This is a genomic window from Streptomyces sp. Edi4 (assembly GCF_040253615.1).
In the GTDB taxonomy this organism is placed as follows: Bacteria; Actinomycetota; Actinomycetes; order Streptomycetales; family Streptomycetaceae; genus Streptomyces.
The window spans coordinates 1120533-1133142 of record NZ_JBEJGY010000004.1; the positions used below are offsets into that span (position 1 = coordinate 1120533).

General features: G+C 72.7%; 13 protein-coding genes. 9 read left to right on the forward strand and 4 right to left on the reverse strand.

Annotated elements, in window-relative coordinates; genetic code table 11:
• Positions 1–28: 28 nt before the first annotated feature.
• From bioB to ABR738_RS07140, 8 genes are all read left to right on the forward strand, one after another.
• Entirely contained in the window at positions 29–1246 is a 1218-nt protein-coding gene (bioB, locus tag ABR738_RS07105) for a biotin synthase BioB (RefSeq protein ID WP_350229122.1), read from the forward strand.
• Positions 1239–2549, forward strand: a complete 1311-nt coding sequence (locus ABR738_RS07110; protein WP_350229123.1) for an adenosylmethionine--8-amino-7-oxononanoate transaminase — start codon at positions 1239–1241, stop codon at positions 2547–2549. The genes bioB and ABR738_RS07110 overlap by 8 nt, the downstream gene beginning before the upstream one ends.
• Before the next feature lie 2 nt (positions 2550–2551).
• The gene (gene bioD, locus ABR738_RS07115) at positions 2552–3244 is read left to right on the forward strand and encodes a dethiobiotin synthase (protein WP_350229124.1); all 693 of its coding nucleotides are present in this window, start codon (positions 2552–2554) and stop codon (positions 3242–3244) included.
• Positions 3244–3606, forward strand: coding sequence for a VOC family protein (locus ABR738_RS07120; protein WP_350229125.1), 363 nt, complete (start codon positions 3244–3246; stop codon positions 3604–3606). The genes bioD and ABR738_RS07120 overlap by 1 nt, the downstream gene beginning before the upstream one ends.
• Positions 3607–3717: 111 nt before the next feature.
• A complete protein-coding gene (locus tag ABR738_RS07125; protein ID WP_350229126.1) occupies positions 3718–4398 on the forward strand; it encodes a class I SAM-dependent methyltransferase in 681 nt (226 codons plus the stop codon).
• A gap of 80 nt (positions 4399–4478) precedes the next feature.
• A complete protein-coding gene (locus ABR738_RS07130; RefSeq protein WP_350229127.1) occupies positions 4479–4901 on the forward strand; it encodes a GNAT family N-acetyltransferase in 423 nt (140 codons plus the stop codon).
• Between the two features lie 169 nt (positions 4902–5070).
• Positions 5071–6426 (forward strand): hemolysin family protein, encoded by a 1356-nt coding sequence (locus tag ABR738_RS07135; RefSeq protein ID WP_350229128.1) that lies wholly within the window; start codon positions 5071–5073, stop codon positions 6424–6426.
• Positions 6423–7445, forward strand: a complete 1023-nt coding sequence (locus ABR738_RS07140; protein ID WP_350229129.1) for a hemolysin family protein — start codon at positions 6423–6425, stop codon at positions 7443–7445. The genes ABR738_RS07135 and ABR738_RS07140 overlap by 4 nt, the downstream gene beginning before the upstream one ends.
• A gap of 61 nt (positions 7446–7506) precedes the next feature.
• Here ABR738_RS07140 and ABR738_RS07145 read toward each other — a convergent pair whose 3' ends face one another.
• Positions 7507–7761, reverse strand: coding sequence for a holin (locus ABR738_RS07145; RefSeq protein ID WP_350229130.1), 255 nt, complete (start codon positions 7759–7761; stop codon positions 7507–7509).
• 227 nt (positions 7762–7988) lie between these two features.
• On the opposite strand from ABR738_RS07145, the gene ABR738_RS07150 reads away from it, so the two are divergent.
• Positions 7989–8822 carry an SGNH/GDSL hydrolase family protein gene (locus tag ABR738_RS07150; RefSeq protein WP_350229131.1) on the forward strand — a complete coding sequence of 278 codons (834 nt, stop codon included), beginning with the start codon at positions 7989–7991 and terminating at the stop codon, positions 8820–8822.
• Between the two features lie 214 nt (positions 8823–9036).
• Here ABR738_RS07150 and ABR738_RS07155 read toward each other — a convergent pair whose 3' ends face one another.
• The 3 genes from ABR738_RS07155 to ABR738_RS07165 form a co-directional block, all read right to left on the reverse strand.
• The gene (locus tag ABR738_RS07155) at positions 9037–9768 is read right to left on the reverse strand and encodes a GNAT family N-acetyltransferase (protein ID WP_350229132.1); all 732 of its coding nucleotides are present in this window, start codon (positions 9766–9768) and stop codon (positions 9037–9039) included.
• Positions 9769–9980: 212 nt separating this feature from the next.
• Positions 9981–11312 carry an MFS transporter gene (locus ABR738_RS07160; protein ID WP_350229133.1) on the reverse strand — a complete coding sequence of 444 codons (1332 nt, stop codon included), beginning with the start codon at positions 11310–11312 and terminating at the stop codon, positions 9981–9983.
• A 121-nt stretch (positions 11313–11433) separates the two neighbouring features.
• Positions 11434–12603: an acyl-CoA dehydrogenase family protein gene (locus tag ABR738_RS07165; protein ID WP_350229134.1), complete on the reverse strand. Its 1170-nt coding sequence runs from the start codon at positions 12601–12603 to the stop codon at positions 11434–11436.
• Positions 12604–12610 lie beyond the last annotated feature (7 nt).

Sequence of the window (12610 nt, forward strand, 5' to 3'; positions counted from 1 at the left end):
GACGGTGCGGTACGCGAAGATCGGCGCCATGGACCTGCTGAACACGCTGGTGGACAAGGGGCTGCGGCGCGAACTGCCGACCCGCGAAGAGGCGCTCGCCGTACTGGCGACGTCCGACGACGAACTGCTCGATGTGGTGGCCGCGGCCGGCAAGGTGCGCCGCCAGTGGTTCGGACGCCGGGTGAAGCTGAACTATCTGGTCAATCTGAAGTCGGGTCTGTGCCCCGAGGACTGCTCGTACTGCTCCCAGCGGCTCGGCTCCAAGGCCGACATCCTCAAATACACCTGGCTCAAGCCCGACGAGGCGTCCAAGGCGGCGGCCGCGGGCGTGGCGGGCGGCGCCAAGCGGGTCTGCCTGGTGGCCAGCGGCCGGGGGCCCACCGACCGTGACATCGCCCGGGTCTCGGAGACCATCGAGGCGATCAAGGAGCAGAACGACGGCGTCGAGGTCTGCGCCTGTCTCGGGCTGCTCTCCGACGGCCAGGCCGAGCGGCTGCGCGCCGCCGGGGCCGACGCGTACAACCACAACCTCAACACGTCCGAGGGGACGTATGGGGACATCACGACCACGCACACCTACCAGGACCGCGTGGACACCGTCACCAAGGCGCACGACGCGGGGCTCTCGGCCTGCTCGGGCCTGATCGCGGGCATGGGCGAGTCCGACAAGGACCTGGTCGACGTCGTCTTCTCGCTGCGCGAGCTCGACCCGGACTCCGTGCCGGTGAACTTCCTCATCCCGTTCGAGGGCACCCCTCTCGGCAAGGAGTGGAACCTCACCCCCCAGCGCTGCCTGCGCATCCTGGCCATGACCCGCTTCGTGTGCCCGGACGTGGAAGTCCGTCTCGCGGGCGGCCGTGAGGTGCATCTGCGCTCGATGCAGCCGCTCGCGCTGCACCTGGTCAACTCGATCTTCCTGGGCGACTACCTCACCAGCGAGGGCCAGGCCGGCCAGGCCGATCTCGACATGATCGCGGACGCCGGGTTCGAGGTGGAGGGCGCGGGCACCACGACCCTGCCGCGCCACCGCGCCGACGCGCTCGCCGCCGGGGCCCCCACGGCGTCCGCCGGGTGCGGCTCGCACGAGGGGAGTGGCTGCGGCTCCCACGAGGGCGGCGGCTGCGGGCCCTGCGGCGGCCACGGCGCCGAGCTGCCGGAGCAGGCGCCCGCCGCCGAGACGGCGCGCACCGATCTGGTGGCCGTGCGCCGCCGTGGCGCGGGGACGGATCTCGCGCCCAATGCCTGAGCACTCCCCCGCACGGCCCGACCTCTCCCCCGCGCACCTGCTCGACCTGGACCGCCGGCACGTCTGGCATCCCTACGGCCCGATGCCGGGCCGCCAGGAGCAGCTGCTGGTCGAGTCGGCGTCGGGTGTGCGACTGCGCCTGGCCGAACCGGCGTACGGGCAGCGGGAGTTGATCGACGGCATGGCGTCCTGGTGGTCCGCCGTGCACGGTTACAACCACCCGGTGCTGAACGAGGCGGCGCGCGGCCAGCTGGAGCGGATGAGTCATGTGATGTTCGGCGGACTCACCCATGAGCCCGCCGTCCGGCTCGCCGCCCGGCTGGTCGAGATCACGCCCGGACCGCTTCAGCACGTCTTCCTCAGCGACTCCGGTTCGGTCGCGGTCGAGGTCGCCGTGAAGATGTGCCTCCAGTACTGGCGCTCGGTCGGGCAGCCCGGCAAGCAGCGCCTGATGACCTGGCGCGGCGGCTACCACGGCGACACCTGGCAGCCGATGTCGGTGTGCGACCCCGAGGGCGGGATGCACGAGCTGTGGCAGGGCGCACTGCCCCGGCAGCTGTTCGTGGGCGCGCCGCCCGTGGAGTTCGACGAGGCGTACGCCCGTGAGCTGCGCGAGACGATCGCGCGGCACGCCGACGAGCTGGCCGCGGTGATCGTGGAGCCGGTGGTGCAGGGCGCGGGCGGCATGCGGTTCCACGCGCCCGCGTATCTGCGGGTGCTGCGCGAGGCGTGCGACGAGTACGGCGTGCTGCTGGTGCTGGATGAGATCGCGTCCGGGTTCGGCCGAACCGGGGAGCTGTTCGCCTCTGATCACGCGGGGATCTCACCGGATGTGATGTGTCTGGGCAAGGCGCTGACCGGCGGCTATCTGTCGATGGCCGCCACGCTGTGCACGAGCGAGGTCGCCGATGGCATCTCCTCGGGAGACGTCCCGGTGCTCGCCCACGGCCCCACGTTCATGGGCAATCCGCTGGCCGCGTCGGTGGCGCTCGCCTCGGTCGATCTGCTGCTCGGCCAGGACTGGCGCGCCGAGGTCGAGCGGATCGAGGCGGGGCTGCTCGACGGGCTCGGCGCGGCCCGCTCGATCGAGGGCGTACGCGATGTGCGCGTCCTGGGCGCTATCGGTGTGGTGCAGCTCGACCACGACGTGGACATGGCGGCCGCGACCGCGGCGGCCGTGCGCGAGGGCGTGTGGCTGCGGCCGTTCAGGGATCTTGTTTACACGATGCCGCCCTATGTGACGGGCGACGACGATCTGGCGCGTATCTGCCGTGCGGTGTGCGCGGCGGCGCGGGAGGGCTGAAGATGACGATTCTGGTCGTGAGCGGTACGGGCACGGAGATCGGCAAGACGGTCACGACGGCCGCGCTCGCCGCCGCGGCGCTCGCCGGTGGCCGTTCGGTGGCCGTGCTCAAACCGGCCCAGACGGGCGTCGCGCCAGGTGAGCCCGGCGACGTCTTCGAGGTGCGGCGGCTCGCGGGCGAGGCGGTGACCGGCGCCGAACTGGCCAGGTTCCCCGAGCCGTTGGCGCCCGCGACCGCGGCCCGCCGGGCCGGCATGACACCCGTGCGTCCCGAGGACGTGGCCGAGGCGGCGGCCAAGCTGGCCACCGAGCACGATCTCGTCCTGGTCGAGGGAGCGGGCGGGCTCCTGGTCCGTTTCGACGAGGAGGGCGGCACGCTCGCGGAGGCCGCCCGGATGCTCGGCGCCCCCGTCCTGGTGGTGGCGGCCGCCGGTCTGGGCACACTGAACGCGACGGCGCTCACCGGCGAGGCCCTGCGGGCCCGGGAGCTCGCCTGCGCCGGTGTCGTGGTGGGCAGCTGGCCCGCGGAGCCGGACCTGGCCGCGCGGTGCAATCTCGTGGACCTGCCCGACGCGGCCGGCGCACCCCTGGCCGGCCTCGTCCCCGAGGGCGCCGGACGGCTGGCGCCCACCGACTTCCGTACCCGCGCGGCTGGTTGGCTCGCCCCGGCGCTCGGCGGCGTTTGGAGTATCTGATGGCTGTGTTACGGGCCCGCCTCGGGCAGCTCGTCGTGGACTGCGCCGACCCGGGGCGGCTCGCCCGGTTCTGGGCGGCGCTGCTGGGCGGGCGCCCGGTGGTGCGGGACGCCACCTGGGCGCACGTCGATCCGCCGGGCGCGCCACGGCTCGCTTTCCAGCAGGGGACACGGGCAAAGACGGACGAGAACCGGCTGCGCCTGGATCTGGTGGTCGAGGACGTGGGCCGGGCCCGGGCGGCGGCCGTGCGGCGCGGGGCGCTTCCCGTGGGCGCGACGGTGACCGACGCACGGGGCGCGTTCCAGGTGATGCGGGATCCGGAGGGCAACGAGTTCCGCTTCGTGGAGTCCGGGGACGGGTGAGCGGGCGCGGCGCGGGGACAATGCCGGTAGGAGGTGTCCGCGCGTCCGGGCAGGCGTTCGGCCCCGACCCGCCGGGTGCCCCCGGCTGTCGACAGGTACAGGAGGTCCGCCATGGCGCCGCGCACCACGATCACCCCGGATGCCGTGCACCACCCCGTCTTCGCCCGCTTCTACGCGCGCTACAGCGAGGCGGTCGACCAGAGGGCGGGCATCGCCGGCTACCGCGCGGAGTTGCTGGCCGGGCTCAGCGGACGCGTCATCGAGATCGGCGCGGGAAACGGGCTGAACTTCGCGCACTATCCGCGTGCCGTGTCCGAGGTGGTGGCGCTCGAACCGGAGCGCACACTGCGGCAGTTGGCGGTGCGGGCGGCGCTGGGGGCCGATGTGCCGGTGGACGTGGTGCCGGGCGCGGCGGAGGCGTTGCCGGTCAAGAGCGAGGCGTTCGACGCGGCGGTCGCCTCGCTCGTGCTGTGCTCGGTACGTGATCTGCCGCGCGCGCTCAGCGAGATCCGGCGCGTGCTGCGCCCGGGCGGTGAGCTGCGTTTCTTCGAGCACGGCAGGGCGCGGGGCCGGACGCTGGCCGGCGTGCAGCACGTCCTTGACCGCACGGTGTGGCCGCTGTTGTTCGGCGGCTGTCACACCGCGCGCGATCCGCTGGGCGCGATCGAGGCGGCGGGCTTCGAGATCGTCGGCCACCGCCGGCTCAGGGTGCCCGAGCGGGGCGTCGCCCTGCCGTCGTCGCCGTGCGTGCTCGGGGTGGCGCGGCGCCCGGCGGCCGGCCCGCAGGACTGAGACCTGTCCGATCCCCCGGCGCGGTGTCCGCATGCCAAAACGCCTCACCCCGGGCCCGGAGGCGATGGTGGGATGACGCCATGAACGAGCTGCGCATCCGGGCCGCCGGGCCCGAGGACCTGGACGCGGTACTGACTTTCTGGAAGACGGCCGCCGAGGGCACCAGCATCAGCGACGACCGGGCGGGCGTCGAGCGCCTGATCGGCCACGACCCGGGGGCGCTGCTCCTGGCCGAGGACGCAAGCGGCCCCATCGGCACGGTGATCGCGGGGTTCGACGGCTGGCGCTGTCATCTCTACCGCCTCGCCGTCCGTCCCGACCGGCGCCGCGAGGGCATCGGCGGGGCCCTGCTCGCCGCGGCCGAGGAGCGCTTCGTCGCCGTCGGCGGGCGCCGCGCGGACGCCATGGTGCTGGTGCGCAACGAGCGGGCCCGGCATGCCTGGGCGGCCTCGGGGTACGAGCCGCAGGAACAGTGGCGGCGGTGGGTGAAGCCATTGGGCTGAATGAACGGACAGGCCCGCACTTTGCCAGTGCTTTACCATAGGTGGATCTCCGTCCCCCCGACGAAAGGTGTGAGCGTCCGCCCATGGGCGAGCCTCCCCGTATCCCTCCCGCCGCGCGACACCGCGCGCGCCGCCTCCGCCTGGCCGACCATGGGACGGAGGTGACCCGATGACCGAAGTGCTCCTGCTCCTCGCGGCCGTACTGCTCTCGTTGGTGTGCGCGGTCTTCGTGGCCGCCGAGTTCTCCCTCACGACCGCCGAGCGCAGCGATCTGGAGCGCGCCGTCGAGCGCGGGGAGCGCGGCGCGGCCAGTGCCCTCAAGGCCGTACGGAGCCTCACCTTCCAGCTCTCCGGCGCGCAGCTCGGCATCACCGTCACCGGGCTCGTCATCGGCATGCTCGCCAAACCGTCGATCGCGGGGCTCCTCATCGGGCCCCTCAGGTCGCTCGGCCTGTCCCCCTCGGCGGCCGCCTCGGTGGCCCTGGTGCTCGGAATGGCGCTCTCCACCGTGTTCCTGATGGTCGTCGGCGAGCTGGTCCCCAAGAACTGGGCCATCTCCTCACCGCTGGCCGTCGCCAAGGTCGTCTCGGCCCCCCAGCGCGCGTTCAGTGCCGCTTTCCGGCCGCTGATCAGCCATCTCAACACCTCGGCCAACCATCTGGTGCGCCGCTTCGGCCTGGAACCCGCCGAGGAGCTGGCCTCCGCGCGCAGCCCGCAGGAGCTGGTCGCCCTGGCCCGGCACTCGGCCAAGGAGGGCGCGCTCGAAGCGGACACCGCCGAACTGTTCGTACGCTCCCTCACGCTCGCCGACCTCAACGCGGAGAACGTGATGACCCCGCGCGTCCAGGTCACGGCCCTTGAGGTGCAGGCCACCGCCGAGGACGTCGCCAACGCGACCCGCGCCACCGGTCTGTCCCGCTTCCCCGTCTACCGGGGCAGTCTCGACTCGGTGGTGGGCATAGCGCACATCAAGGACGTCCTGGCGGTGCCCGCCGAGCGCCGGCGCCTGCGTCCGGTGACCTCGCTGCTGCGCGAACCGCTGCTCGTGCCGACGACCCTGACCGTGGACCGCCTCCTCGACCAGTTGTACGGGAAGCGGACGATGGCCGTCGTCATCGACGAGTACGGCGGCACCGCGGGCGTGGTCACGCTGGAGGACATCCTGGAGGAGGTCGTCGGCGAGGTCCGCGACGAGCACGACCCGCACGAGACCCCCGATCTCGCGGCCGCGGGACAGGACGCAGACGGCAGGGTGCTGTACTCCGCCGACGGCGCGGCCCGCGACGACCAGCTCGCCTCGATCGGGCTGCGCGTGCCGGACGGCCCCTACGAGACCCTGGCCGGCCTGGTGGCCACCGAGCTCGGCCGGATCCCCCGGCTCGGCGACCGCGTGGAGCTGGGCGGCTGGCGCATGGAGGTGGTCGACGCGACCGGACGGCGCGCGGCGCGCGTTCTGCTGCACGCGCCTCACACCCACGGCGAGGGCGATGAGGACAACGAAGGCGACGAGGGGGCCCGCCGGTGATCGCGATCCAGATTCTCATCGGTGTGGCCACTCTGGTCGTCAACGCCTTCTTCGTCGGAGCCGAGTTCGCCCTGATCTCCGTACGCCGCAGCCAGATCGAACCGCTCGCCGAGGACGGCGACCGCCGTGCGCGCAGCGTCATTTGGGGCCTTGAGCACGTCTCGGCCCTGATGGCCGCCGCGCAGCTCGGCATCACCCTGTGCACCCTGGTGCTCGGTGTGGTCGCGGAGCCGGCCATCGCGCACCTGGTCGAGCCGGTCTTCGACGCCGTCGGTGTGCCGGACGGGCTCATCCACCCGGTCTCCTTCGTGCTCGCCCTGGCGGTCGCGACGTATCTGCACATGCTGCTCGGCGAGATGGTGCCGAAGAACGTCGCGCTCGCCGAGCCGGCGCGCACCGCGCTGCTGCTCGGGCCGCCCCTGGTGACGCTGGCCCGGGCGCTGCGTCCGGTGATCTTCGCGATCAACGCCTTCGCCAACTCGATCCTGCGCCTGCTCAGGGTGGACGCCAAGAGCGAGGTCGCGGCGGCGTTCTCGGATGACGAACTGGCCCGTCTGGTGACCGACGCGGGCGACGCGGGCCTGCTCGACGACCGGGCGGCCGAGCGGCTGCGCGACGCCCTCGAGCTGGGACGCCGACCCGTGCGTGACGTGGTGGTGCCGCTGGACGAGGTGGTGCGGGCCGAGGTCGGCACGACCCCCGAGGGACTGGAGCGGCTGGCCGCGAGCTCCGGGTTCTCCCGCTTCCCCGTCGTGGACGACGACAGCCGCATCCTCGGCTATCTGCACGTCAAGGACGCCCTGGACGCGTCCCCACGCGATGTGGCCTTCCCGGTCGCGGCGCTGCGGCCGATCGCCCGCGTCCGCGCGGAAACCCCGCTGGACGACGTGCTCACGGCGATGCGCCGCAGCCGTACGCATCTGGCGGCCGCCGTCGGCCAGGACGGCAAGCTCGCGGGCCTGGTCACGATGGAGGACGTGCTCCGGGAACTCGTGGGGCCGCCGGCGGCCACGGCCTGACGGGGCGCTGAGGGCGCGGGGGGTGCTGGGCCGGCGCTCGAAGGGCCGGCGCCGGCGCCGCTCACCGTGCCGGGCTCGCGCGCCGGCTCGGTTTCGTGGTCTCGGTGAGGCCGGGGCCCGTCGCTCCGAGCCCCGCGGACCCCACCGCCATCAGGACGGCGAGGACCGCCGCCATCCCCGCCGTCGCGAACGCGGCGGTCCAGTGGACGTCGAGCAGACTGGTCGCGCCCGCCGTCAGGACGGCGGCGAGCGCCTGGGCGAAGGTGCGGATGGCACGCTCGGCGGTGGCCTTCCAGAAGGCCGCGGTGAACAACATCGCATGCTCGCTCTCTCACGGGGCCGTCGTGGGCCTCGGTCCGAAAGGTGCGGGCCCGGGGCGAACCGGCGGGCCCGGAAAAGGTGAGGTGTACCTGGCATACCGCGAAAGCGGGGCCCCGCACAGGGGGCGGCGGGCTTCGATGTGATCACGGTCGGGGTGAGCCCGTCGCGGGGGCGGCGATCGCCGGGGCGGGCGTTGCTACCGCGCGGTACGATCGCAGCGCCATGGAGATGAATGCGCCATACACCAGCTTTGCCGCGGTCGGGGACTCCTTCACCGAGGGCATGTCCGACCGGCTTCCCGACGGGTCCTACCGGGGCTGGGCCGACCTGCTCGCCGCCCGCCTTGCGGCCCGCACGCCCGGTTTCCGCTACGCCAACCTCGCGGTGCGCGGCAAGCTGATCGGGCAGATCGTCCAGGAGCAGGTGCCGGCCGCCGCGGCGCTGCGGCCGGACATCATCACCTTGGTGGGCGGCCTGAACGACACCCTGCGCCCCAAGTGCGACATGGGCCGGGTACGCGCCCTCCTGTCGGACGCGGTCGAACAGCTCGCGCCCGCCTGCGAGCAGCTGGTCCTGATGCGCAGCCCGGGACGCGAGGGGCCGGTGATGGAGCGCTTCCGGCCCCGCATGGAGGAGCTGTTCGCCCACGTCGACGAACTCGCCGAGCGGCACGGGGCGTTGGTGGTGGACCTGTACGGCGCGCCGGTCCTCGGCGATCAGCGGCTGTGGGACGTGGACCGGCTGCATCTGACGGCGGCGGGGCACCGCAGGGTGGCCGAAGCGGTCTGGCAGACGCTCGGTCTGGACCCGCAGGAGGACTGGCGCGCCCCGCTGCCGCCCGCCGTCCGGCCCCGGTGGGCCGCGAGCCGCACCGCCGATCTGCGGTTCGCCCGGCAGCACTTGGTGCCCTGGATCGGGCGCCGCCTCACCGGCCGCTCATCCGGCGACGGCCGCAGCGGCGCCCATTACAGCGCCGAACACGGCCGGGCGTTCTGGGTCGGCCCGGCGGACGGCTCGACGGCGCCGGTGCACGAGTGGCGCCGGGTCGAGGACTGAGCACTCGGCGGGTACGGGCGGCGGTCGAGGCTCCGCGCGTACCGGAAACGGCGCCGGTATCCTCCGCCAACTCGCCCTGCTCGGGCAGCACTTGATACGGCACACACATGACATGACGCACGGCGGTAGGCGGCGAGTGACGCGGCCATGGCGGGACGTGGTAGCGCCCCCGGGTCTCCGACCCACCCTCCCCACCGACCCGCCTGACTGCCCGTCAGGGCCGGGAGCATCCCGTGTCCCGTTCCGGCACCCGGGCGCCGACGAACCGGGTGGCGCGCCGTTGCCGAAAGCCCAGGGACTCATACAGCCGGATGGCGCCGGTGTTGGCGGCGGCCGTGTGCAGGAACGGGGTTTCACCCCGCTCCCTGATGCCCACGGCGACCGCACGCACAAGGCGCGAGCCGAGGCCCTGGCCGCGGTGGTCGTCGTCGGTGCAGACGGCGCTGATCTCGGTCCAGCCCGGCGGGCGCAGCCGCTCCCCCGCCATCGCGACGAGCCGGCCGCCGCGCCGGATGCCCAGATAAGTGCCGAGTTCCACCGTGCGAGGCAGGAACGGTCCGGGCCGTGTGCGCTCCACGAGGGCCAGCATCTCGGGAACGTCCCGCGCGCCGAGCCGTACCGCCTCCTCGTCGGGCCGTGCGTCCACGGCTTCCCCCACGAGCTGCACGCCCGCCACGTCGAACGTGACGTGCCAGCCCTCGGGCAGCGGGGCCCGCACTCCCGGAAGCTCCAGCTCCGCGCCGGGCCCGGCGAGCGCCGCGAGGTCCGCCCAGTCGGTGGCGTCAGGCCGCAGGGGCAGCGCAAGCCAGGGCGAGACGTCGGTCAGGTAGCGCACCACCCGCCCCCGCCGCTCGGCGAAGCCGGCATGCGGCCCGGTCAGCGAGGCGTACGCGGGATTGTCCAGCGGATGCGCCGGGTGCTCGGTGCTGGCGGGGGCGTGGTGCATGATCTCCTCGTTCGGAGCGGGTCGGGCGGGGCGGTGGGTCGGCGCGGGCCGGCCGGGGCGGGGCCGGCTTCGGTATCGGCCCGTGCGGAGTCTTTCCCCGAATGCCCTTCCGGAGAAGGCCCAGGGGGCGCCGCGCATTCCCTCGGGTCCGCTCGAAGCCGCCCGCAGCCGGCAGGTGACACGCTTCTCCTGCCCCGTGCGGCTGGGGCCGGTCAGCGCGCGGGGCCCGCCACGGCGCGCTCCAGGCCCAGACGGTGGGCGTCGCGCTCCGGCCGGATGGCCGTCAGGGCGAAAGCGCCCGCGGTGACCATCACCGCGGCGGCGATGAGGAACGCGGTGGTGTAGCCGGCGGCCGGGCTGTCGGCCGCGTCGATGAGGCGCCCGGTCAGGAACGGCGCGATGAGACCGGGCAGGGTGCCCGTGGCGGCGGCGATGCCGAAAACGGCGCCGCGCTGTGCGGGCGGGACGACCTCGGCCGTCGTCATGTAGTGCAGGGGGATGACGATGGCGGTGCCGCCGAACGCCAGGGCGATCAGGACGAGCCGAGGACCGGGCGCGTCGACGAGCGGGAACACCGCCATCGCGCAGCCCGACACACACACGGCGATGCCCTGGGCCGCCCCACTGGACCAACGGCTGCTCACACCACGGGACTTCAACGCGTCCACGAAGGGCGAGATCGCCAACAGCAGCACCAGTCCGAAACCGGAGATGACGCTGATGACGGTGGCGGCGGCCCCGGCCGACATGCCCAGCTCGGTTCTGAAGTAGGCGGGCAGCCAGGCATGGCTGAGGGACAGCGCCCACTGCGCGCCGAAGGCGCTGGAGATTCCGCCGAGGACGGTGCCGGTCAGCAGAATCCGGCTGTAGGGCAGTCTGAGGCCGACGCCGCTCGTGGAGCCGGCGCGCGCGTGGTCGTACGGCCCGTCGTGCCCGGTCCGCCACCACACCATCGCCCATGCCGCGCTGACCACGGCGAGGACGGCGTAGACCGAGCGCCAGCCGAAGCCCTCGATCAGCCAGGTGACCAGGGGCGCCGCGACGAGCGTGCCGAGCGCCGCTCCGCCGATTTGCAGGGCCGATGGCAGGCCGCGGCGCTCGGGCGGGAACCACTGGTACAGGGCGTGCATCGACATCGAAGCCGCTGGTCCCTCGGCGGCGCCCAGCAAAATGCGGCCGGCCATCAAGGAGGCCACCGAGGACACGGCCAGGACCGGAAGCTGTGCCACGGTCCACAGCAGGGCCATGCCGAACAGCAGGACGCGGCTGGAGATCCGGGTGGAGAGGAATCCGACGAGCAGTCCGGAGAGGCTGAAGAGGAAGAAGAAGGAGCTGGAGACCAGTCCGTAGGTGCTGTTGCTGAGGTCCAGCTCTTCCATGATCGGTACGGCGGCGAGGCCCAGGACGGACTTGTCGGCGAAGTTGATGACCATGAAGGCCACGACCATGGCCGTGATCAGCCATGCCCTGCGGCCGACAGGTGTGGGGGCGGCGGTGGCCTCGTCCCCCAGCCGGGTCGCGGGGATGAGCGGGCGGGGTGTCATGGGCGACTCCTCCGGGTGGGGGTGGAGCAGGGGGCCGCGCGGCCAGGGGCGGATACCCGTATCCGCGGGCCCCGGCTGCGAGGGTCCCCGGCACCGCCCCTGAGTCACCGCCGGCATGGGGTCAGATCAGGCCCTTGGCAATGGCGTTCTTGTGGATCTCGGTGGTTCCGGTGACGATCCGGAACATTCGCAGGCTGCGGAAGATCTGCTCGACCTCGTTGCCCCGGGTCAGCCCGGCCTTGCCGTGGATCTGGACGGCCTGGTCGACGACGCGGAAACACGCCTCGGAAGTGAACAGCTTGCACATGTTGGCCTCGACGGAGACGTTGTCGCCCCGGTCGGCCTTCGCCGCCGTCGCCATCACCATCGACCGGGCGGCGTAGATCTCCGTGGCCATCTCGGCGATCTTGTGGTGGATGGCCTGGTGGGCCAGCAGCGGCTGTCCGAAGACGACGCGGTTCATCGCGTGGTCCAAGGACAGGTCCCAGGCGCGGCGGGCCGCGCCGATCAGGGACGGACAGTGCAGAAGGCGATTGAGGGTGATACGGCCGATGCCGATGCGCAGGCCCTGGCCGATCTCGCCGAGCAGGTTGCCGGACGGGATCCGGCAGTCCTCGAAGAGCAGGTCGCCCTCCACCTGCTGTCCGGACATGGGGACTTCGCCTTCCAGGACGCGGCAGCCGGGGGTGTCCAGGTCGACGAGGAAGGCACTGTATGTCTCCTCGGCGCCGGCCGTGCGGGCCACGACGATGGCGAAGTCCGCGAAGGGCGCCGCGGAGCTGAAGACCTTCTTGCCGTTGAGGACGTATGTGTCGCCGTCCGGTGTGGCGGTGGTCGTCATCCGGCGTACGTCGGAGCCCGCGTCCTCTTCCGTGATGGAGAAGCAGCAGGCGCGCTCGCCCCGGATGACGGGCATGAGGTATCGCTCGCGCTGCTTCTCGGTGGCGTACTTCACGATGGCCCCGACGCGCAGCGGACCCCCCATGTCGCCGAGGACCGAGTGGGAGAGAGTGGCGCCGGAGGCAGTCAGCTCCTCTTTCAGGGCGCACAGTTCGAAGAAGCTCAGACCCTGGCCGCCGAGCTCGACGGGCAGGCTGACGCCGTAGAAGCCGAGTTCACGGCTGCGCTTCCAAACGTTCTGAAGGGTGGGGCGATCGAGTTTGCTCTCAGCCGTGATGCCGCGCTCGCGCTCGAAGGGGACCAGTTCGTCGCGCAGGTAGCCACGCAGGCGGACGACGAGTTCCTGAAGGCGGGGGTTGTCGTCGTAGGAGGGTTCGAGGGTGAAAGTCATGAAGGGG